This is a genomic window from Mycoavidus cysteinexigens, from assembly GCF_003966915.1.
Lineage (GTDB): Bacteria > Pseudomonadota > Gammaproteobacteria > Burkholderiales > Burkholderiaceae > Mycoavidus > Mycoavidus cysteinexigens.
Genome location: NZ_AP018150.1, coordinates 562722 through 584076, shown reverse-complemented (window position 1 = coordinate 584076; position 21355 = coordinate 562722). Strand labels below are relative to the sequence as shown.

Genomic DNA, 21355 nt, shown 5'->3' with positions numbered 1-21355 from the left:
TTTATTGATTGTAACTGAGGAAACGCCAAACATGCTGAGCTACCGCCACGCCTTTCATGCTGGCAATCATGCCGATGTGCTCAAACATAGCATTATTGTGCACATCTTGCGCCATCTGGCACAGAAAGAAAAAGCTTTTTGGTACCTAGACACGCACGCGGGCGCAGGTGTTTATGAGCTATTGGGCGCCTATGCAAGCCAAACCGCCGAATACGAAACCGGCATTGCCAGGCTCTGGACACAATCCGCTTTGCCCCCTCTGCTAGCAGATTATATCGCCCAAGTGCGCGCTTTGAATGACACTGAAGCTTTACGTTTTTATCCAGGCTCGCCGTGGCTTGCCTGGCACTTGACCCGAAACCAAGACAGGCTACGACTATTTGAACTCCATCCAACTGAAATTAAAATCCTACGCGATAATTTTGCCCAGCTAGAATCTGACGGAAAAGCGCGCACCCTATTACATGCAGGAGATGGCTTTAGCGGGCTCAAGGGATTACTCCCGCCCCCGCCGCGACGAGCGGTCGTACTCCTCGATCCTTCTTACGAAGACAAACAAGACTATCAGCGCGTATTGGATACGCTACAACAAAGCTTACAGCGCTTTGCGACAGGCACATATGCAGTTTGGTATCCGCAGGTCCAACGGCTTGAAGCGCAACGCTTTGCCAAACAGCTCAAACACATATCAGAAAAAAACTGGCTGCATGCTGCGCTGCAAACCTGCGCCCCGCCGCGGGATGGCTATGGCTTATATGGCAGTGGTATGTTTATACTGAATCCGCCTTACTCATTAGCAGACAACCTAAGAACCGCTTTACCCTATCTAGTGCAGACACTTGGGCAGGATAGCGCGGCCACCTTTACGCTTGAGCAGCACACACTATGATGACGACCCTTGACGCGCTAAGAAAATACACCACCGTGGTGGCCGACACCGGAGACTTTCAACTACTCAAGCAATATCAACCGCATGAAGCCACAACCAATCCCTCACTTATCTTAAAAGCGGCCCAGCAAAATCAATATCGCCCGCTCTTGGTTAAGATCGTGAATGATCATCGCCATCAAGGCATTGATTCCATCATGAATCAATTACTCATCGCTTTTGGCACGGAAATTCTGGCGCTTATTCCAGGTCGCGTATCAACCGAAGTCGATGCTCGTTTATCGTTTAATACTGCCGCGACTGTCGCCAAAGCACGTCAATTGATTGCATTATATGAAGCCGCGGGAATCGCACGTGAGCGCGTGTTAATAAAAATCGCCGCCACCTGGGAAGGCATACGTGCTGCCGAACAACTGGAGCAAGCGGGCATCCACTGTAATATGACACTGGTTTTTTCGCTGGAACAGGCGATTGCATGCGCCGCAGCAGGCGCTCGCTTAATCTCGCCCTTCGTTGGTCGGATTTATGATTGGCATAAAACCCATGCAGGCGTAGCATGGGATGAACAGAAAAATAGCGGAGCCAACGATCCTGGCGTACGCTCTGTCAAGCAGATTTATAATTATTACAAACAATTCGGCTACGCTACAGAAGTGATGGGCGCAAGCTTTCGCTCAACTACGCAAATCATCGAACTTGCCGGCTGCGATCTACTCACCATCAGCCCGCCATTACTCGAGCAGCTCCAAACCAGCACAATCGCGCTTGAGCGCAAACTTACACCACCGAGTTCTGCCAACGAACCGCTAGAACGCATTACATTAGACGAATCAGCGTTTCGTTATCAGCTTAATGACAACGCCATGGCAACTGAAAAACTGGCTGAAGGCATTCGTCAATTTGCAGTGGATAGCGCTAAACTTGAAACTATTATTCAAGCGTTGCAAGCCTAAAAACGGGTGTGCGCGGGCATGTAGCTGCGCTACCCATGTATTTAAACTCTACCTACACTGAAAGTTAGTGAGCACGGTTAGATTTCTTAGCTTATATAGTCTTTTTTAATCTAGATATAGATATGTGAAAGGATGTATGGATATTAAACAACTAAGGGCCCCTATTAAGAAGACCGCGCTCTTCTTTTTTACTACGCTTACATCATTAATTGGCTTAGCTAGCGAACCGGTTGGTCCTAATCTGAATGTATTTCTCCAAGCTAATGTTATTGCTCCTCATTCCCCAAAGCAAAACCAGACACAGATTAGACTAGCCGATGCGCAACACACCTATGCGCAAACGCAAACAGAACAAGATTTAGCTGAAGCAGATGCACTAAATTACACACTAAACAATAGAAAAAATATTGATCACTGGCTGGATAACGACCCAGATTTCCAAGCATTAGCACAACGTGATCCGCATTACGCACAAGCGTTACGTCTAGGCTACAAAGTGTTTCAGCAAACGGGTTCCACAAAATTGATAAAAGAGGCTCAAAGGCAAGCGCTGATGAGCGAAGCTTACCAGGCGATTCCCCCTGACTCGCAGGGCCTTGATTTGCAAAACCGGCTAGTTTCGATTGCGTCGGGTGAAATTTATGAGCCATATAGAAATATTGCTGAAACAGTTTATGTCATGAACAGAGCCACCGGCAATATTCGCCCCGGTAACCCAACGATAGTTGATTCTTTTCACAAAACTCAAAAAGCACAAATCAATTTAAAATTAGCTCTTGCGCAAAAAGCAAAGACGGAAGTCAGCTCGTCTCTTAATCAGGAGGAGCTTGAGATTGAACTCAAACGAGTAGAAATTAACTATAAACGCGCTCTGCTAGAGAGTCGTCAGCAAAGATTAAAAGCGCAGCAAGAAAAATTAGAAGAAAAATTGCACCAAGATTTGGCCGGGAAAAAAACTGACTTATTGTTGGCCGATAATGCTTTATTCTATATTGATAAGCTGCTACAAAATAAAAAAGGTTTAGATGGGATCACGGGTGCTTTTTTAAGCAAAAGGCCAACTTGGTTGATGACGGATGCTCAACGCAACGCCATGGCGAATTTGGATACGATGAAATCGCAAATTGCATTGAATGTAATTAGAAATTTACAAAAAGACAGCACAATGGGCTTGGCCAACTTTGCGAGTATGAATGCAAAGCAAATCCAAGAAAGGATCGATAGAGAGCTGAGCGACTTAACAAGAGGAGTGAGCACAGATTATTTCATATACATTTTGCAACTTTATCAGAAAGATTTTCAGAGAATGCGTAGAAATTTGTTAGAAGATATAGCCAGGCTGAAGGCTAAAATTACCTAAAGCGTAAAAATCAAGTCTTAGCTAGGACAGCTGAAGTTTCATCCCTTCGTGCGAGGCTATAAAGCCTAAGGACTCATAAAATTGCTTAGCCCTTGGACGTAATTTATCGGTCGTAAGCTGAACCATGCGGCAATTTCGCTCCCGTGCCCGCATCATTGCCCATTCAAATAACATTTTCCCGAAACCACGCGAGCGAAATCGATTATCTATGCGAACCCCCTCAATAAGTCCTCGCCAACTCCCTCGATGGGTGAGGTAAGAATGGGATTGTAAGCACAAAATCGGTTAATTGGGCTTGGGGCGTCTCGTTATTGATAACGAAAAGTACTCCATTGCACCCCAAAGTTAGAGCCAATCCAACTTGTGGAGTGCAATTCATTTTTTAGATTGCCAACTATGTGTAAACTGCCTAAAAAGACAGAGCACTTTGGCTTTATTAAGTTGATTTTTCCCCTCCTGCTTTTGAGGAAGTGCTGGTAGTAGCTTCATTCCCTCCCCCTACATTCAAATTTCTCATGGTCTCGCTGATTTCCTGGTAAGGTTTTCCTGAGTTTATTAGCGCTACAGCCTGTGCGGAATCTTGGTAGATACCTCGCATAATTTGGTGGGCCGTGTCAGGTGAAGGCGGTGGCGAATCTGAACTATTTGGGGGGATCTCTGGATTTTCCACACGAGCGGAACGCCCCTTAAGGCTTTGATGATCAAAAGTAGTGTCTGGCTTAAAATCGCCATGCCGACCTGTCCGCGTCTTATCATCCGGCGGAACCTCATGCGTCGTACGCAGGTAAGAACCGCCGCCTTCATAATCAACCATCGTTGGGTAATTAGAGTGTATACCGCCCGGTGGATGATACTCGATTCCGCCTTTGAATTCGGTTATCGTAGTATTTTCATCGACTAGTTTTGGCTCTTTTGCTTTAGGCTTTGTAAGTTTAATTTCATTATATTTCTGCAGATTGTTTTCATTTTTAATCCTGGCTTCATCGGATGTAAGATTCCGTTTTTTCTCCGTAGTCACAAGAAACCCTCCCCCTTTTTCGAAGGAAAGGTTTGGGTGACTGCCGCTCTTGGGACCGAGATTAGGCGTCACCGTACTGTACGGATCTGCCTCTGCCGTTTTCATTATGCGGCGCGCACCTGTACGCGGACTATTGGGATGTCCTGTCATCAGCCCAGAAAGTGCGCCTTCTGTGGACGAGGAAGGCTGTGATGGCTTCCCCTTGCCCTTCTCGACAGACGTTGGAGAAGGGGTCGATAGATCGTGGATCTCTGCAGTACCTGTCTTGGTGGTTAAATTACCCTTTAGCATGTTAGCTCCTGGAATGGTTCATAAGTGCGTTTGAAGTAACGCAGGAATTCCAGTATTGACAATCGTAAGTGCAGGTAGGGGTACAACGCGAAGCCTAGTATCATGCAGCGAGCTTGTTGGAATTTTTAAGATGTAATCGCTGCGTAGGTTAACCACTTGTGAGATATACTGTGCCTCCCCGAAGCACATAAAAAAACCATAGCCGCGAGATTGAGGTGGGCCATCGACCGTGAGCGCTTGATATTGATGAAAGCAATATGGGCCGCTCCGATTTGATCGGCTTTGTGGCGGGTTTCGTAAAGTGATCAGCGTTCCATCGAAGGTGGAACCTATTGCAGAAATTTATTCACCGCGCATTGCGCAGCTTAGATAAAATCAGGCTGCGTATCTCTGTATGGTGGCAAAATTTTAGAGAGCGGCACAATATGAGGCGTTCTCATCTTCATACGCTCAGCAGGAATACGCCAAACTTTCGTATCGATCTCAAATTCGCTCCATTGAGCGCCAATCAATTCACCGGTACGAATAAAGGTCAGCGCCATTAACTGCATCGCAAGTCGGGTCAAGGGTTGGCCGTCGTAATCGTCGATTTTGCGTAATAGCTCGGGTAACTCTTTAGCGTTTAAACGAGCATAATTGGTCTTTTTAGCAGTTCTTAATACATCAGAAGGCCTTACCTCTGCTGCTGGGTTACGCTCAGCCAAACCATGGGCAATTGTATAACGCATAACTTGCCCACAGGTCTGAAATGCTCGCTTAGCAATATCTAACGCGCCCCGCGCTTCTATTTTCTTAATTGCCATCAGTAACAATGACGCAGTAATTTCGGTGACCGGCCTGGACCCAATAATAGGAAAAATATCTGCTTCTAATCTACGGATCACGTATTCAGCATGGCGTGGTGATCTTGCTTCACGCCAATCTGCCCACCATTGCTTTGCCACGGCTTCGAAACTATTCGCAAACCCCATCGCTTTTATTCGTTTTTCTTCTTGTCTAGCTAATGACAGATCTACTCCTTGCGCTAACAGCGCTTTGGTTTTGTCTCTGATAAGGCGGGCATTTTTAAGACTCACTGTAGGGTAAGTACCTAAAGACAGCATTTTCCCTTTACCAGCAAAGCGATACCGTAGCCGCCACCAACGGGAAGCATTCGGCTGAACGAGTAATAGCAGCCCGCCGCCATCTGCGAGCTTGAGAGGCTTTGTGGTCGGTTTTGTATTGCGAAGCAGAATATCTGTGAGCGCCATAGTGGCTCCGTGCGGGTAACTTTTTCACGGCTGTGGGTAAAATATCTGAAAGTTACCCACAATTTGCACTGGCTGCCCCTTGCTAAACCTGGGCATTATTTGCAACAAAAACCTCGCCAACCCTTTTAAATACTGATATTTTTTGTTAAAGCTTGGCAACGTTTGTGCTACAACTGGCGGAGGTGGTAGGATTCGAACCCACGGTACAGTCGCCCGTACGGCTGATTTCAAGTCAGCTGCCTTAAACCGCTCGGCCACACCTCCCAAAAAAACGCTATTGTAACTCAGGATTGCGCATAATATAACTCATACATCACTCTTTTGCCTGCCGCTTAAGCTCACAAAAACAAGCTCTGTAAATCGTTTAAAAAACGCTGGCCAAGCGGCGTTGGCGCAATCGTTTCATGGTCGCATAAAAGTAAGCCACGCGCTTCGGCGGCGCGTAAGGATGCCGCGATCGTCGTCATGGGCAAACCCGTACGCTCCGTAAAACGGTATACCGGAAACCCTTCTGGCAAACGCAATACGTTTAACATAAACTCAAACGGCAATTCATTCGCATTCACTTCATGCTCTTCCTGCACAAAAAGCGCTTGCTTAGCTTGTTCAATATAAGTCGCTGGATGTTTATAGCGGATTTGCCGAACAATCCGGTCGGGAAAGGAAAGCTTGCTATGCGCGCCTGCGCCAATCCCTAAGTAATCGCCAAAACGCCAATAATTCAGATTATGCTGGCAGGCTTGGCGCGGCTGCGCATAAGCAGATACTTCATAATGCAGGTAGCCAGCCTCTTGCATCCGCCCCTGGATCCATTCCTGCATATCAGCGCAGGTATCATGATCCGGCAAGGTGGGCGGGTATTTTGCAAAGCGCGTGTTAGGTTCAAGCGTCAGTTGATACAGCGAGAGATGAGGTGGGCTATACGAGAGCGCCGTCTCCAAGTCCGCGCGACACGCACTTAAGGTTTGCTCAGGAAGCGCAAACATTAAATCAAGGTTAAAACGGTCAAATAGGCGCTGCGCAACTTCCGTCGCGCGTCGCGCTTGCTGCCCATCATGAATGCGGCCCAACGCAGTAAGCTGAGCATCGTTAAAACTTTGTATCCCAAGCGATAGACGATTGACACCGCTGCTACGGAATTGGCTGAATTTCTCGGCCTCGAAGGTGCCAGGATTAGCCTCTAATGTAATTTCCGCATCCGCTATCAGTGGCAGGCGCGCGCGCACATCCGCTAAGAGCCGGTCGAGGCCTTTTGCCGACAATAAGCTGGGGGTTCCACCGCCAATAAATATCGTATGAATCGAGCGCCCCCAGATGAGAGGCAGCGCCTGCTCAAGATCGGCGCAAAGCGCATCGAGGTAAACCTCTTCTGGAAACTCACCGGTTCCCTTCCATTCATGCGAATTAAAATCGCAATAGGGGCATTTTTTTACACACCATGGAAAATGCACATAGAGCGAGAGTGGCGGCAATGCGCTGAGCCGGATACGCTTTGTCGACAAAAGCGGAGCCGCTATCCTGTGCTCGGTTGGCGCAATTGGCTGATCTGTGTTTACATCTGCACCCATATTACAGGCCTTTCATCCTCTCATTTTTAAGCCGCTTAATTAAAAGCTCGCTCGCCAGCGCGCGATGACTTATGGTGTTTTTAACTGCCGGCGCGAGTTCCGCCGCCGTCTGCCCGAGCTCAGGCAGATAAAAAAGCGGATCATAGCCAAAACCGTACTCGCCGCGCGCTACTTTTGCAATTTCGCCATACCAGCGCGCTTCGGCAATAATGGGCTCAGGATCTTGCGCGTGGGCGACATAAACCAAGACACAAATATAGTGGGCCCGCCGGTCAGGATGAGCTGCCAGCTCGCTAAGCAGCAACGCATTATTAGCGGCGTCGGTTTGCGCACCGCCCGCGCGCTGCGCAAACCGCGCTGAATATACGCCGGGCGCGCCTTGCAAGGCGTGCACGCACAACCCGGAATCATCCGCCAACGCCGCCAGGCCGCTAAGGTGCGCGGCATGACGTGCTTTAGCCAGCGCATTTTCAACAAAGGTGGGGTGGGGTTCCGCCGCCGGCGTGATGCCAAGCTCGCTTTGCGCGACTAACGGCAGATCTACTTGCGCAAGCAAAGCAGTAAATTCACGCAGTTTATTGGCATTGTTAGAGGCTAACACCACCTGATGCGGGCTTGGCGCAGCCGGGCTTAGCCTCGTAGAAGAAGAAAGAGTCGTTGGGTCCATCGCGGGCAATCACACTAAGTTCAAGTTAAGATCCAACGGTTTTAGGCAATGCCTAACCCCAACGCTTCCTTTTGTTTTTTGATTAGATCAGCAATGCCAATTTGCGCAAGGTCAAGTAACTGATTCATCTCTATGCGAGAAAATACCGCTCCCTCGGCGGTGCCCTGAATTTCGACAAAACCCTCTTGATCTGTCATCACCACGTTCATATCTGTGCCGCATTTGGCATCTTCATCGTAGTTAAGGTCGAGCACCGGAACGCCCTGCACCATGCCAACCGAAACTGCCGCCACCCAATCAATAACCGGCAGTTGGGCAATTTGCTGGGTGAGCAACAGTTGCGTGACGGCATCATATGCCGCCACGAAAGCACCGGTAATACTCGCCGTACGCGTGCCGCCGTCTGCCTGAATCACGTCGCAATCGATATGCAGCGTACGCGCGCCGAGCTTTTTAAGATCAAAGGCGGCGCGTAACGCGCGTCCAATTAAACGCTGAATTTCCTGAGTGCGGCCAGTCTGTTTGCCACGCGCCGCTTCGCGTTCGCTGCGCGTGTGCGTCGCACGCGGCAACATGCCATATTCTGCTGTAAGCCAACCTTGATTTTGGCCTCGCAAAAATTCTGGTACCCGTTCCGCAACACTTGCCGTACAGATCACTTTAGTATGACCAAATTCAACCAATACCGAACCTTCGGCGTGTTTCGTGTAATGGCGAGTTATGCGCACTTCACGCATTTGAGCTGGGGAGCGGCCATCTGGCCGGAGTGAGAGTAGATTCATAGACTTCCAAATTATATACCGCTACGCAACTTGAGCGCATCGATGCGCGACATCAAGGGGCGTATATCCTTTAAAATACACATTACCCCCGTCTCTTTGATGAAGATGAGTCTCCCACGCCATAATTTGGCGTTGCAACTTCGAGCGAGCATAATTGATGATTTATAGCATGACTGGCTACGCCATCGTCACCCACGAAGTACCCATTGTAGCGAATAGCGAGGCGCCAGCAATCAGTGTATCGGTCGAGCTACGCTCAGTGAACTCACGTTTTCTTGATCTAAGCTTCCGCATTCCCGATGAGGTCCGCGCCACGGAATCTGTCATGCGCGAAATGTTTACGCAAAAATTAGGCCGCGGCAAAGTCGAGATTCGCCTTAACCTGCAACGTAGTGAAATACTGCCAACCAGCGGTGCGCTTAACCATGAAGCGCTGACGCAGTTAGCGCTGATTGAAGCTCAAATCTTGAGTCACTTTCCTCAGGCTGAGCGGCTCACAGCCAACGAGATTTTGCATTGGCCTGGCGTACTAAGTAAAAGCAACGGCAAAACACCGGCAACAGATAGCTTGAGCGCGACCGTCATCCAATGCGCCCAACAAGCGCTTGATGAGTTAGTTGATATGCGCGCGCGCGAAGGCGCACAGCTCGCCGCTATATTGCTTGACAAAGTGACTGAGATGGAAAAAATTGTCACTGAAATTACGCCTTGGGTGCCAGAATTAATCAACAAACACCAACAAAAGGTTGTCGAACGCCTACAAGAAGCGCTTGGCCTCGCCACCGCAGACAATGCGCCGGCGCTTATCTCGCGCGAGGAAGCCGCGGAGAGGATCCGGCAAGAAGTGACCACGTATGGCATTCGCATAGATGTTAGCGAAGAATTAACTCGACTATCCACTCATTTGCGCGAGACCAGACAAATCCTCCAAAAAGGCGGCCGGGTTGGCAAAAAACTGGATTTTATGATGCAAGAGCTTAACCGAGAAGCCAACACGCTGGGTTCAAAAGCTGCGGCTAAGGAGCTAGCCGATAGCGCGATGACCCTTAAGCTTTTAATTGAGCAAATGCGCGAGCAGATACAAAATTTGGAGTAATCTTGCAGCTTATGAGGGAGTCGCGGTTTTTTAAGCTATAGACTTTTTCTCGCGCTCCTCAACCCTGCGAGGCGGTATTTTTAATTTTTAACTCTAAGAGCCTATTTTTTATTTATGAGCCAGGCAACCCCATCTAATACGCCTCTTTGCACTACGCCACCCAGTTACTCAGCAGACCATCATCATCCTGGGCATTTGTTTATGGTGATCGCACCGTCTGGTGCCGGCAAATCAACGCTGGTTAACGCTTTACTTGCGCATGATACCGGCATCAGCTTATCGGTCTCTTATACGACACGCGCACCGCGGCCTGGTGAGGTAGATGGGCGCGCCTATCATTTTGTTAAGCAAGAGGATTTTTTCGCGCGCCGCGCGCGTGGCGAGTTTATCGAGAGTGCAGAGGTACATGGGCACTATTACGGCACCTCGCGCCTGTGGATTGAACAGCAGATCGAAAGTGGCCATGATGTGTTGCTTGAAATTGACTGGCAAGGTGCACGACAAATACGCCGGCAATTTCGTCATGCGGTCAGCATTTTTATTTTGCCGCCTTCGCTGGATGCGCTCGAAGAACGGCTAAAAAAACGCGGGCAAGATGCGCCCAATGTGATTGTGAGGAGATTACTTGCAGCAGGCAGCGAAATGGCTCACGCCGCCGAAGCAGAGTATGTGGTTATCAACGATAACTTTGCCAATGCACTGACCCAATTGCAATCGATTATCGCCACGACACGCTTGCGTTTTGCTTCTCAGTGCGCGCGCCATGCGCATCTTTTTGCGGAACTGGGCATTCATGCTGCGACGACGGATTAAAAAACAAAACGGCTAAAAACCCTACTCAGCACCGCTGATGTAAAATAGACGCATTCTTATAAAGGAAAAATTTATCATGGCCCGCATTACTGTTGAAGATTGTTTGCAAAACGCTCCGGACGCTAACACTAACCGTTTTGATCTTACGCTGGCTGCCACTTATCGGGCACGCCAACTCATACTCGGGCACGCCACTAAAGTTGGCAACCGCAATAAACCACCGGTAGCCGCTTTGCGCGAAATTGCCGATGGCGTTATAGATATTAACGAGATGTTGAAAAAAGTTCCGCTATAAGCACGCGCAGCAAAGTTAGTTTAAACTCAGCATCTACTTAATATATGGAGGCGAACATGAACGAGAACCCATCGTCTGCCTCCAAATTAGAAACGCCAGTGGCGCGCAAATATATCGACGTAGTGCTTGAGCAGTCGGTTAAGCATTTATTTGGCCCTACCGTCACGCCTGAACATCCGCGTAAGCATAAAGTCGTTTCAATCGCAAACTTAACCGCAGCTTTATCTGAATACCTCGAACAGTCAGAAATCGAGCAAATCAAGGTTGCATTCCATTTCAGCGATCAAGCTCATCTTGGTCAATATCGGCAAAGTGGCGAGCCGTATATCACGCACCCGGTCGCGGTTGCCGAAATTTGCGCAAGCTGGCGCCTCGATGCGCAGTCCATCATAGCTGCGTTACTGCATGACGTCATAGAAGATCAAGAGGTCACCAAAACCGAGCTTACCGAGCATTTTGGGCCCAAAGTTGCCGAATTAGTGGACGGGCTCTCCAAACTCGACCGCATGGAATTTCGCAGTCGGGAAGATGCGCAAGCGGAAAATTTCCGCAAAATGATGCTAGCCATGGCGCGCGATGTGCGCGTGATCATCATTAAGCTCGCCGATCGCTTGCACAATATGCGCACGCTAAGCGCCGTGCCGGCGGAGAAACGCCGCCGCGTCGCGCGCGAAACCATCGATATTTATGCGCCAATCGCACATCGCTTAGGTTTAAATAATACTTATCGAGAATTACAGGAAACCAGTTTTGCAAATTTTCATCCGCATCGTTATGCGACGATTGAAAAAGCCGTAAGAGCAGCGCGCGGTAATCGCCGCAAAGTGGTCAGCAAAATCTTGGAATCCGTGCAGTACGCATTTGCCGATGAGCAAATCGACTGCGAAGTGACAGGCCGCGAAAAAACCATCTATAGCATCTACCGCAAAATGCGCGACAAACAATTGTCATTTTCGCAGGTACTTGACGTATATGGTTTTCGCATCGTCGTCGAAAAACCGCTTGAATGTTATTTATGTGTGGGAGTGCTGCACTCTCTATATAAGCCCGTACCTGGTAAATTTAAAGATTACATTGCAATTCCCAAAATCAATGGTTATCAATCATTGCATACCACCTTGGTTGGCCCGTTTGGAACGCCCGTTGAATTCCAAATCCGTACCCGGAAAATGCATGATATAGCCGAGGCTGGCGTCGCCGCGCATTGGCTTTATAAGAATGGCAGCGCAGATCTGAACGACGTGCAACAACGCGCGCATCAATGGCTCAAATCATTACTTGATATTCAATTGGAAGCAGGCGACGCAAGCGAATTTCTTGAGCACGTTAAAATCGATCTATTTCCAGACGCAGTCTATGTATTTACGCCCAAATCAGCCATCATAACGTTGCCCCGCGGCGCGACTGCACTTGATTTTGCTTATGCGATCCATAGCGAATTGGGCAATCAATGCGCTTCAGTCAAAATTAATAATGAACTACTACCGTTGCGCACTGAGCTGCAAAGCGGCGATATTGTCGAAGTGATCACGGCCGCGTCTTCAAAACCAAACCCAGCATGGCTTGGCTTAGTGCGCACCGGAAAAGCGCGCTCGGCGATTCGGCATTACCTCAAGACGATGCGTTCCAATGAATCGGTGCAATTGGGCAAGCAGCTTATCGAGCAAGCACTAAGAGGCTATGGCCTGTCGTTAGACAACATGACGCCGCAAGCTTGGGACAAACTAGAGCAATGGACTCACCACAGCAGCGAAGAAATTTTCGCTGACGTTGGACTAGGCCGCTGCGTTGCCGCCGTCATGGCGAAGCGCATTGAAGTCTTGCTCGGGGAACATGAAGATGACGCCAATAAGAACCCCGCCACCAAGTACTCCGGGCCAAACCCAGTCACTTCAGGCGCTGGCTCTCCAATCCCAGTCGTGATTAGCGGCGCTGAAGGGATGTCAGTCCAATTATCGCCCTGCTGCCGTCCGATTCCAGGAGATGCGATCATGGGCTACATTGGGCTTGGCCTAGGGATGGCGGTGCACATCACAGACTGCCGCATCGCTCACCGCATTCATAAACGCGACCCTGAACGCTGGATCGATATTGCCTGGGCGCCCCAACCCGGACGTTTATTCGATGTAATGATTAAAATCCTCGTGCGTAAAACAAAAGGCGTTTTTGCGCGGATTGCAGCAGACATTACAGCAGCCGACGCCAATATTGCCCATATTTCAATGGACGAAGATTTCACCCAAGAATTTGTCGTGCTACGCCTAGTGATTCAAGTCGCCAACCGCGTGCACCTAGCAAATGTCATGCGCCGTACACGTATTAACCAAGATGTGATGCGCATCACGCGCGAAAAATCCAGCGAATCTCAACCTCAGCGCCGCAATGGCGGAATGCGCATTGAGCGCGAGCGGCCGGATTATTAAATTTTTAGCGCCCGCCGCACACTCTGCGCTCAAGGCGCAAGATAAAAATTTTTTTAGCTTTGGTCAGGGTATTGAATTTTAAGCACTTCAATTTGCACGGTACCGGTTGGCGTCTGAAGTGTCACCAGGTCCCCTAACTTGGCTTTGAGCAGAGCCCGAGCGATCGGCGCAACCCAACTCACATAACCCTGCTCCAGATTAATTTCATCCACGCCAACAATCGTGACTGAATGCTCAGCCCCATCCTCTAAAGCATAGGTCACCATAGCGCCAAAAAACACCTGATCTAAATTTTCCTGACAGCGGCTATCTACTATTTGCGCCTGATCAAGTCGCTGCGTCAAAAAGCGAATGCGTTTGTCGATTGCGCGCAAGCGCCGCTTACCATAAATATAGTCGGCATTTTCTGAACGATCCCCATTTGCCGCCGCCCATGCTACCGTTCGAACCACGTCAGGTCGCTCATGATCAAGCAGATCCAACAATTCCGTCTTTAATTTACGATAGCCTGCCGGCGTTATGTAATTCTTAGCCCCCACAGGTATCTGAAATTGCTCAAGCCCGACCTCATTTTGCTCATCGGTCGGATGCAATTCTCTAAGCCCTGCTGCATTCATCTTAAAACCTTTCTCTAATCTAGCTTTGCCACGCACTGCCAACACCCTCATCGAGTCTACATCACCCACTTTTTTTCACAAAGAGTCGCAACCAATTGTAGCAATCACTTGACACAAAATCAGCATTTATTCATAATCTCGTTTTCGCATTCAGCTAGATTTTTAAATGCGCGATGCGATGTACGCGGGAATAGCTCAGTTGGTAGAGCGCCACCTTGCCAAGGTGGAGGTCGCGAGTTCGAGCCTCGTTTCCCGCTCCAATTTATCGGTCTGCATATTGGGGCATATTCCCTTGCATTATTTGGCCGGCCATCAATTGGAAACGTAGATCGTCTTCCAGTCAAATTTGATCCTTGGCGGGATAGCAGAGTGGTTATGCAGCGGCCTGCAAAGCCGTCGACGCCGGTTCGATTCCGACTCCCGCCTCCAAAGACGTTAGCCTGTACAAGTCTTAGCCGGCTTGGCTTCTTGTCCCTTTAAACGGGAACCTCGACGAAGTCATCTTCCTCGGCAGAAATTTCGCTAAAATTTTCCTCATCTCTTTGTCTTTGTTCAATTAAACAAGCGTTTACTTGACTTAAACTCCGCGCACCTTGAATCGATAGATTACTTAAATTCAGCTCACTTTGAGATGAAGTCCAATATAACTTTGAGGTCCAGTAATGGATTTCTGCTACCCTACCTTTGACATTTTTGGAAATAGGGAGGTATGATCAAATTCAAAGAAATCTTTCGTCTTTAATATCGATTTCCTGCGTGCAGTAAAATATTTTAGAAATGGCGACACCTGCGCGAATTTATCCCATTCCAGAATGGCAAGGGGTTGCTTTTGCATAATCATTTTGGGCGAAGATCTAGGAAACGCTGAGCGCATTGACTTCCTAACTGTCGAAGAGTCTGGGACGGAGGTGGGAGTATCGAGAGGCAATTTATTGAGTTAGCCTGCCGATAACAAGGGCCTTGTAAAAAATGTCAAATGAAATTAGACCTTAAAGCGCAACAGTTCGGTACCCTGAATCGGCAAAAGTTGCACGGGATCATGTTTATGTCCTGTGGGATTTTTCTTTTTGCGGTGGTGAGCACGATTGCGAAAATTGTTTCGACGAAATACCCAGCGAACGAGATCATATTCTTTCGTATGTTATTCGGGATAATTCCCGCCGCCCTCATGTTCCGTTTTTGCAATATTCCAAAAAAAGCATTTACGCTACATCGGTTTTGGGAACATTTTCTGAGGGCAGTTCTGGCATTAGGCTCGATGGGATTATTTTTTTCTGGCCTGCCCCACTTACCCTTATCAGCTGCCGTGACACTCCATTATACAGAAGCAATCTTCATTGCCTTGCTTGCTGTTATGTTCCTAGGCGAGCGTCTACGCGTTCCAATGGTGATAGCGTTGGTAGCTGGATCTGTTGGCGTAGCTCTAATTGCATCGTTTAGTAGCGACGAGAATACTTCTTTACTTGGCGTGGGTTTAGTCTTACTCAGTGCTGTGTTTAACGCGGGTTCTGTAATCCAGATCAAAAAGCTCTCTCGTACTGAAGAGTCTGCGGTGATTGTCTTGTATTTCACAATAATTGCCACCATTTTTAGCGGTTGCTCGCTTTGGGTTTCCTGGACTGCTCCAAACATGACAGACCTCGGTTATATGGGGCTGCTCGGACTGACTGCCGGTACTGGGCAGCTTATGCTCACCATAGCATTTAGGAATGCAGCCGCGTCGATGCTTGCACCATTTAGCTATTTTGGCATTGTGTGGGCGATTATATTGGAGTACCTGATCTGGGGAGAGGTTGTTTCAATGCAGGCTATAGTAGGCTCGATTGTAATTATCGGGAGTGCATTTTATTTGAGTATGTCTGGTAAAAGCCGCGTTAATGAAGCGGCTTGATAAAGTTGACACACTCGAGGATCTAAAACTAGCGAAAAATCTTTTAGCCCACAAATAATTTTATCTCATCGAACAGACGATATGGATAAGGAAACGGTGGTTCAAATTGGGAGTAGTGTTTTAGCTAAAGAGGCTAATGCTCTGCATGAGATTTCCAAATCACTCTACAATAGTGGTTTCTTTGACGCGGTAAATCTAATTAACTCTTCAGATGGACACGTCATCATCCTAGGTCTAGGAAAAAGCGGGCATATCGGTAGAAAAATATCCGCGAGTTTATCTTCCACGGGCACCCCGAGCTTCTTTATGCATCCCACAGAAGCTAAACATGGGGATCTAGGAATGTTAACAAGCGATGACATTGTCATATTGATTTCTTTTAGCGGGAAAACCGAAGAGATAGTCAATTTAATGCCGACTTTAAAGCAACGAAGAATTCCTATTATATCTATAACAGGAGATGACAAATCTCCATTAGCGCTGAATGCAGATATATGTCTATCATTTAAAATAGAAAAAGAGGCTTGTTCATTTAACATTGTTCCAACTGTAAGTACTAGCGCAACCCTTGCTTTAGGAGATGCTCTTGCAATTGCTCTTATGGAATTGAAAGGCTTTTCTGATAAAGATTTCTCAAAAAATCATCCATCAGGAAGTCTGGGAAAGTCTTTAACGACATTAGTCTCTGACATCGTGGTCACTATGGAAGATAGCCCCTACGTCTATCCAGAGACCAGCTTAATTGATGCACTTGTTATCCTTGCAGAGAAAAAGTATGGTTTCATCGTTATCATTAACGACAAAGGGTTGCCATTGGGACTTCTCTCAGATGGAGATATTAAAGAAATAATAAAGCAGAGTCCTGACTTAGCAGAAACCAATGTATCTCAATTTATGAAAAAAACAATAAAGACGGTTAGTCAAAATACACTTGCGTCAAAAGCCGCTGATTACATGCGTAGAAATAGAATAACTGCCCTGGTAGCTGTAGATAAATCTTCTATGTTTTTTGGAGTATCAAATATAAAGGTGCTCGAAGAGCATGGATTTTAGAGAACGGACAACCCACGTCCTTACACACAACTATAAAGGTGCACCATAAGATATCGTTTTAACCAAACGAAATGGCATGAAGAAATGAGTTTGGAGGTTATTTCAGAGCCGCACTGGGCGATGTTCACATAGCCGCGCAAGTCAGCGCACAGTATTGTGCATCCAGAGGACATGGCCGGACTCAATTTCAACGGGCAGTCGATTGATGGTTCGGCGCTCCTGTCTTACAATGCCTAGCGTGGCATGCATTTGCACCCGACGTGTACGGTAAGACTATGAGTATAACCACTCATAGTCGCCTGAGAACGCCGGGGATCGTCAGAAAGCAGCATAACACCAGTGGGTTTCTTGGGAAGGAGGTTGCGGATTTTTTGTAAAATCCAAGTTGGGGTGGTGTCACGCAAAGGGTAACCCCTGCTTAAATAAAGTACGTACACGCTCTAAATCAGCAGCAGTATCTACGCCTGCAATAGGCGCTTTGTCCGTTACATATATAGCAATAGATTCACCATGCCACAGCGCGCGCAATTGTTCCAATGCTTCCACTTTTTCTAAAGGAGAGGGTGTTAGGGTAGCAAATCGGCGTAAAAAATCAGCACGATATGCATATATACCAATATGGCGATACACTGGCAGTTCGCTAACATAGGCTGCTTTACTTGCAGAAAAACCATTTTCTCCCATTACGTCCGGCCATGCATCACGCGCCCAAGGAATAGGTGCACGAGAGAAGTACAATGCATGCCCTTTGGCATTGATTACCACTTTAACTGTATTGGGGTTAAAAATTTCTTCGGGGCTACTAATGGGGTGCGCGGCGCTCGCTAACGCACAGCTGGGGTGTGCTGCTAAGTGAGCTGCCAATTCTTGAATCAATGTAGGATCGATTAACGGTTCATCGCCCTGCACATTTACTATGATCTGATCATCTGCCCAATCCAGCTTGGTCGCAAGCTCCGCGAGCCGGTCGGTTCCACAGACATGGCTCTCTGCTGTCAATATAACTTCTATATTATATTGCTTAGCGCACTCAACAATACGCGCAGAATCCGTCGCAATTATTGTGCGTTGCGCGCCAGATTTCTGCGCGCGGTGTGCCACGTGTATAACCATGGGCTTATCGTCAATATGGGCTAACGCTTTTTCAGGCAACCGAGTGGACTGAAGACGAGCGGGGATTGCTACATCAAAACGTATATTGTTCACGAAAAAACTCCTGGAATTGATGCCAAGTTAGCGTATAGATCAACCGGGCATCACTTTGACGTAGAGGGCATATCACAGCAACAAAATTTGCTTAAATGGCAACGCAAAATGGACTATTGCCAACCAGTACAGGCAATATTGCGACAGTCAAAGCAACCCGTATACCGATCGTTATGTATCCTTTGGAAAACCTATCGTACGATTTTTCCGTTTCGTAAGCAGCCCCCCTTCAACACCTTTTTAATTTCGACAGTCGCCCTTTAAACCGGAATCTCGACAAAGTCATCTTCCTCGACAGAAATTTCGCTAAAACTTTCTTCATCTCTTTGTCTTTGTTCAATTATACGAGCGTTTACTTGACTTAAACCCCGCGCACCTTGAATCGATAGATTACTTAAATTCAGCGCACTTTGAGATGAAGTCCAATATTGACCTTGTCCCCGAGAAACGAATCTCTTACTGAAGATTTAAAATCTAGTAAAGAAGGGGAAAATTGTCAAAAATTAAGAGGGCACGGTACACTCTTGAATACAAGCTTGAGGCGATGAGGCTTGTAGCTAATGGTCAGAGTGTTGCTGCGGTCGCCAGAATACTAGGGATCGCAGATCAAACGCTACACAACTGGATCAAAGTCTATGAAACAGGAAGCTTAGTTGGCGCAAGCAGCAGGCCGATCAGTGCGGAGCAAATGGAAATAAGTAGGCTACGAGCAGAGCTAGCACGGGTCAAAATGGAGCACGATATTTTAAAAAAAGCGGCGGTGAGTTCAACCGGTCATTGCAACACTATTATTTTTGCAAAAATAGGTTGAATCGAAAAAAATCCCCCACATAAGGAAAAGCCCCGCAGCAAAAAATTGCTGCGGGGCTTATAAATACTGGCGCGGCTGGCAGGATTCGAACCCACGACCCCTTGGTTCGTAGCCAAGTACTCTATCCAACTGAGCTACAGCCGCACACTAAGGCAGAGATTATAGCAGCTTGCTTTGAAGTTGAAAATGCCCTATTTTGAAGATTATTTCAATTTGCGTCATTCAATGGATCATGGGTGTTTGCCCCAAATGCCCGTTCGTGCAGTAACGCGAGTTGATCGCGTGCTTGTGCGGCTTGTTCAAACTCAAGATTTTTTGCATGTGTCATCATCTGTTTTTCAAGTCGTTTGATTTCTTTAGCCAGCTGCTTCTCGCTCATCCCCTCAAATTTTGCGCGCTCTTGGGCGATCTTCAGTTCAGCGCGCGCATCATCCACGTTATATACGCCGTCGATAATATCTTTGATGCGCTTCACGACCCCGGTCGGCGTAATTTGATGCGCTTCATTGTGCGCAATTTGTTTAGCCCGCCGCCGCTCGGTTTCGGCGATGGCCCGTTGCATCGAGCCGGTGATCGAGTCCCCATAAAGAATGGCTTTGCCATTTACATTCCGCGCCGCACGGCCAATGGTTTGAATCAGCGAGCGCTCCGCCCGCAAAAAACCTTCTTTATCTGCATCGAAAATCGTGACGAGCGAAACCTCTGGAATATCGAGCCCCTCGCGCAACAAATTAATCCCCACTAACACATCAAATACACCTAGCCGTAGATCGCGGATAATTTCAACCCGTTCAACCGTCTCAATATCGCTATGCAAATAACGGACCTTCACGTTATGCTCAGATAAAAATTCAGTAAGCTGCTCGGCCATACGCTTGGTTAACACCGTAATCAATACGCGCTCGCCAACCTGCACGCGTTTATGAATTTCGGCTAATACATCGTCCACCTGCGTGCGCGCCGGACGTACTTCAATCTCTGGATCAATCAAGCCGGTGGGGCGGACTAACTGCTCAACCACTTGCCCAGATACGCGTTTTTCGTAATCAGCGGGAGTCGCTGAAACAAAAATCACTTGGCGTAATTTGCGCTCGAATTCAGCAAATTTAAGGGGTCGGTTATCCAGCGCCGAAGGCAAGCGGAAACCATAATTCACCAAATTTTCTTTCCGCGCTCGATCGCCGTTGTACATGCCATTTAATTGACCAATCAATACATGCGACTCATCCAAAAACATCAAAGCATCCGGTGGTAGATAGTCCACCAGCGTTGGCGGTGGCTCACCCGGAGCCGCCCCCGATAAATGGCGCGAATAATTTTCAATGCCTTTGCAAAAACCTAGCTCTTGCAGCATTTCAAGGTCAAAACGCGTGCGTTGCTCAATACGCTGCGCTTCAAGCAACTTTGCTGAGCTATTGAAAAACTCAAGCCTCTCGCGCAATTCTGTTTTGATGGTTTCAATCGCGCGCAGCACTGTCTCGCGTGGCGTGACATAGTGAGAAGATGGGTATACGGTAAAGCGCAAAAGCTTGCGCCGAATCTGTCCCGTGAGCGGATCAAATAATTGTAATGAATTAATCTCATCATCGAACAAATCGACGCGCACTGCCATTTCTGCGTGTTCAGCCGGGAAAATATCAATCGTATCGCCCCGCACGCGAAAGGTGCCGCGCTGAAAGTCAGTTTCATTGCGCGTATATTGCATTGAAATTAGGCGCGCGATCATTTCTCGTTGACCCAACTTATCGCCGGTTCTCAGCGTCAGAATCATTTGATGATATTCACCTGGATTGCCAATCCCGTAGATCGCTGACACCGTGGCTACAATGATCGTATCACGCCGCTCTAGCAAACTTTTAGTCGCTGAAAGCCGCATTTGCTCAATATGTTCGTTAATTGACGAATCTTTTTCGATAAAAAGATCGCGCTGCGGCACATAGGCTTCTGGCTGATAGTAGTCGTAATAAGAGACAAAATATTCAACCGCATTACGCGGGAAGAAGTCACGGAATTCTGAATAGAGTTGCGCAGCCAGGGTTTTATTTGGCGCAAATACAATCGCTGGCCGCCCCAGCCGGGCAATCGCATTCGCCATGGTATAAGTCTTACCCGAGCCGGTTACACCGAGCAGCGTCTGAAACAATAAACCATCCTCAACCCCACTGAATAACTGCTCAATCGCCCCTGGCTGATCGCCAGCAGGCAGATAGGGTTGATACAGTTGATAAGGGGAATCACCAAAAGTAACAAATTTGGATTCGTCTAGCGTATCTTGAGTTTCCCGCGGATCAGTCATTTTAGATAAAATAATGGGGTTAGTTGCAATGCCATAGCGCCTAGCTCAGGTTACTACTTTGGTTTTTAGGCACAAT

Annotated in this window: 18 protein-coding genes, 4 tRNA genes and 1 pseudogene; 12 read left to right on the top strand and 11 right to left on the bottom strand. The window is 47.8% G+C overall.

Translation table 11 applies throughout. The annotated features are described in order from the left end of the window. Positions 1-31: 31 nt before the first annotated feature. The 3 genes from MCB1EB_RS02615 (at position 32) to MCB1EB_RS02605 (ending at position 3202) form a co-directional block, all read left to right on the top strand. Positions 32-889 (top strand): 23S rRNA (adenine(2030)-N(6))-methyltransferase RlmJ, encoded by an 858-nt coding sequence (locus tag MCB1EB_RS02615; RefSeq protein ID WP_045363141.1) that lies wholly within the window; start codon positions 32-34, stop codon positions 887-889. Next, positions 886-1842, top strand: coding sequence for a transaldolase (gene tal, locus MCB1EB_RS02610; RefSeq protein ID WP_045363143.1), 957 nt, complete (start codon positions 886-888; stop codon positions 1840-1842). The genes MCB1EB_RS02615 and tal overlap by 4 nt, the downstream gene beginning before the upstream one ends. A gap of 136 nt (positions 1843-1978) precedes the next feature. Next, complete coding sequence (locus MCB1EB_RS02605) at positions 1979-3202, top strand: hypothetical protein (protein ID WP_045363144.1); 1224 nt, start codon at positions 1979-1981, stop codon at positions 3200-3202. Positions 3203-3223: 21 nt separating this feature from the next. On the opposite strand, the gene MCB1EB_RS12615 is transcribed toward MCB1EB_RS02605, so the two are convergent. From MCB1EB_RS12615 to rph, 7 genes are all read right to left on the bottom strand, one after another. Continuing rightward, positions 3224-3481, bottom strand: coding sequence for a GNAT family N-acetyltransferase (locus tag MCB1EB_RS12615; RefSeq protein ID WP_197721982.1), 258 nt, complete (start codon positions 3479-3481; stop codon positions 3224-3226). Positions 3482-3638: 157 nt separating this feature from the next. Further along, positions 3639-4511 carry a hypothetical protein gene (locus MCB1EB_RS02595; RefSeq protein ID WP_045363145.1) on the bottom strand — a complete coding sequence of 291 codons (873 nt, stop codon included), beginning with the start codon at positions 4509-4511 and terminating at the stop codon, positions 3639-3641. Between the two features lie 365 nt (positions 4512-4876). Continuing rightward, positions 4877-5761 carry a tyrosine-type recombinase/integrase gene (locus MCB1EB_RS02590; RefSeq protein ID WP_052393805.1) on the bottom strand — a complete coding sequence of 295 codons (885 nt, stop codon included), beginning with the start codon at positions 5759-5761 and terminating at the stop codon, positions 4877-4879. 174 nt (positions 5762-5935) lie between these two features. Further along, positions 5936-6025: transfer RNA gene (locus tag MCB1EB_RS02585), tRNA-Ser, on the bottom strand. Positions 6026-6099: 74 nt separating this feature from the next. Beyond that, on the bottom strand, positions 6100-7329 hold the full coding sequence (gene hemW / locus MCB1EB_RS02580) for a radical SAM family heme chaperone HemW (protein ID WP_045363146.1): 1230 nt from the start codon (positions 7327-7329) through the stop codon (positions 6100-6102). Between the two features lies 1 nt (position 7330). After that, entirely contained in the window at positions 7331-7996 is a 666-nt protein-coding gene (rdgB, locus tag MCB1EB_RS02575) for an RdgB/HAM1 family non-canonical purine NTP pyrophosphatase (RefSeq protein ID WP_045363148.1), read from the bottom strand. 41 nt (positions 7997-8037) lie between these two features. Beyond that, positions 8038-8778, bottom strand: coding sequence for a ribonuclease PH (rph, locus tag MCB1EB_RS02570; protein WP_045363150.1), 741 nt, complete (start codon positions 8776-8778; stop codon positions 8038-8040). Positions 8779-8935: 157 nt separating this feature from the next. On the opposite strand from rph, the gene MCB1EB_RS02565 reads away from it, so the two are divergent. From MCB1EB_RS02565 to MCB1EB_RS02550, 4 genes are all read left to right on the top strand, one after another. Continuing rightward, positions 8936-9874, top strand: a complete 939-nt coding sequence (locus tag MCB1EB_RS02565; protein ID WP_045363151.1) for a YicC/YloC family endoribonuclease — start codon at positions 8936-8938, stop codon at positions 9872-9874. A 201-nt stretch (positions 9875-10075) separates the two neighbouring features. Next, positions 10076-10687, top strand: coding sequence for a guanylate kinase (gene gmk / locus MCB1EB_RS02560; protein WP_232034157.1), 612 nt, complete (start codon positions 10076-10078; stop codon positions 10685-10687). 76 nt (positions 10688-10763) lie between these two features. Next, positions 10764-10982: a DNA-directed RNA polymerase subunit omega gene (gene rpoZ, locus MCB1EB_RS02555; protein WP_026921076.1), complete on the top strand. Its 219-nt coding sequence runs from the start codon at positions 10764-10766 to the stop codon at positions 10980-10982. Between the two features lie 44 nt (positions 10983-11026). Then, entirely contained in the window at positions 11027-13405 is a 2379-nt protein-coding gene (locus MCB1EB_RS02550; protein ID WP_431311530.1) for a RelA/SpoT family protein, read from the top strand. A gap of 53 nt (positions 13406-13458) precedes the next feature. Here MCB1EB_RS02550 and greB read toward each other — a convergent pair whose 3' ends face one another. Next, positions 13459-14022 carry a transcription elongation factor GreB gene (gene greB / locus MCB1EB_RS02545; protein ID WP_045365894.1) on the bottom strand — a complete coding sequence of 188 codons (564 nt, stop codon included), beginning with the start codon at positions 14020-14022 and terminating at the stop codon, positions 13459-13461. Between the two features lie 184 nt (positions 14023-14206). Here greB and MCB1EB_RS02540 point away from each other — a divergent pair. The 4 genes from MCB1EB_RS02540 to MCB1EB_RS02525 all read left to right on the top strand — a co-directional run bounded on the left by MCB1EB_RS02540 (position 14207) and on the right by MCB1EB_RS02525 (position 16966). After that, positions 14207-14282, top strand: a tRNA-Gly gene (locus tag MCB1EB_RS02540). A gap of 95 nt (positions 14283-14377) precedes the next feature. Continuing rightward, positions 14378-14451, top strand: a tRNA-Cys gene (locus MCB1EB_RS02535). 547 nt (positions 14452-14998) lie between these two features. Then, complete coding sequence (locus tag MCB1EB_RS02530) at positions 14999-15913, top strand: DMT family transporter (RefSeq protein WP_052393807.1); 915 nt, start codon at positions 14999-15001, stop codon at positions 15911-15913. Positions 15914-15994: 81 nt separating this feature from the next. Continuing rightward, positions 15995-16966 (top strand): KpsF/GutQ family sugar-phosphate isomerase, encoded by a 972-nt coding sequence (locus MCB1EB_RS02525; protein ID WP_045363153.1) that lies wholly within the window; start codon positions 15995-15997, stop codon positions 16964-16966. Between the two features lie 396 nt (positions 16967-17362). Here the strand turns inward: MCB1EB_RS02525 and kdsB are convergent, their stop codons facing one another. Next, positions 17363-18172 (bottom strand): 3-deoxy-manno-octulosonate cytidylyltransferase, encoded by an 810-nt coding sequence (gene kdsB, locus MCB1EB_RS02520; RefSeq protein WP_045363154.1) that lies wholly within the window; start codon positions 18170-18172, stop codon positions 17363-17365. Positions 18173-18665: 493 nt separating this feature from the next. Here kdsB and MCB1EB_RS02515 point away from each other — a divergent pair. Continuing rightward, positions 18666-18929 (top strand): annotated as a pseudogene (locus tag MCB1EB_RS02515) (transposase); the annotation flags it as partial. A 121-nt stretch (positions 18930-19050) separates the two neighbouring features. On the opposite strand, the gene MCB1EB_RS02510 reads toward MCB1EB_RS02515, so the two are convergent. After that, positions 19051-19127 (bottom strand) — tRNA-Arg (locus MCB1EB_RS02510). A gap of 64 nt (positions 19128-19191) precedes the next feature. Then, complete coding sequence (gene uvrB, locus MCB1EB_RS02505) at positions 19192-21279, bottom strand: excinuclease ABC subunit UvrB (RefSeq protein ID WP_045363156.1); 2088 nt, start codon at positions 21277-21279, stop codon at positions 19192-19194. Positions 21280-21355: the final 76 nt, after the last annotated feature.

Excerpts from the sequence above, each read along its gene's own strand:
- uvrB (WP_045363156.1), bottom strand. The coding sequence starts at position 21,279 with ATGACTGATCCGCGGGAAACTCAAGATACGCTAGACGAATCCAAATTT.
- tal (WP_045363143.1), top strand. The coding sequence starts at position 886 with ATGATGACGACCCTTGACGCGCTAAGAAAATACACCACCGTGGTGGCC.
- MCB1EB_RS02550 (WP_431311530.1), top strand. The coding sequence starts at position 11,027 with ATGGAGGCGAACATGAACGAGAACCCATCGTCTGCCTCCAAATTAGAA.
- MCB1EB_RS02605 (WP_045363144.1), top strand. The coding sequence starts at position 1,979 with ATGGATATTAAACAACTAAGGGCCCCTATTAAGAAGACCGCGCTCTTC.
- MCB1EB_RS02530 (WP_052393807.1), top strand. The coding sequence starts at position 14,999 with ATGAAATTAGACCTTAAAGCGCAACAGTTCGGTACCCTGAATCGGCAA.
- MCB1EB_RS02590 (WP_052393805.1), bottom strand. The coding sequence starts at position 5,761 with ATGGCGCTCACAGATATTCTGCTTCGCAATACAAAACCGACCACAAAG.
- MCB1EB_RS02565 (WP_045363151.1), top strand. The coding sequence starts at position 8,936 with ATGATTTATAGCATGACTGGCTACGCCATCGTCACCCACGAAGTACCC.
- rpoZ (WP_026921076.1), top strand. The coding sequence starts at position 10,764 with ATGGCCCGCATTACTGTTGAAGATTGTTTGCAAAACGCTCCGGACGCT.
- rph (WP_045363150.1), bottom strand. The coding sequence starts at position 8,778 with ATGAATCTACTCTCACTCCGGCCAGATGGCCGCTCCCCAGCTCAAATG.
- MCB1EB_RS02595 (WP_045363145.1), bottom strand. The coding sequence starts at position 4,511 with ATGCTAAAGGGTAATTTAACCACCAAGACAGGTACTGCAGAGATCCAC.
- rdgB (WP_045363148.1), bottom strand. The coding sequence starts at position 7,996 with ATGGACCCAACGACTCTTTCTTCTTCTACGAGGCTAAGCCCGGCTGCG.
- MCB1EB_RS02525 (WP_045363153.1), top strand. The coding sequence starts at position 15,995 with ATGGATAAGGAAACGGTGGTTCAAATTGGGAGTAGTGTTTTAGCTAAA.
- gmk (WP_232034157.1), top strand. The coding sequence starts at position 10,076 with ATGGTGATCGCACCGTCTGGTGCCGGCAAATCAACGCTGGTTAACGCT.
- hemW (WP_045363146.1), bottom strand. The coding sequence starts at position 7,329 with ATGGGTGCAGATGTAAACACAGATCAGCCAATTGCGCCAACCGAGCAC.
- greB (WP_045365894.1), bottom strand. The coding sequence starts at position 14,022 with ATGAATGCAGCAGGGCTTAGAGAATTGCATCCGACCGATGAGCAAAAT.
- MCB1EB_RS02615 (WP_045363141.1), top strand. The coding sequence starts at position 32 with ATGCTGAGCTACCGCCACGCCTTTCATGCTGGCAATCATGCCGATGTG.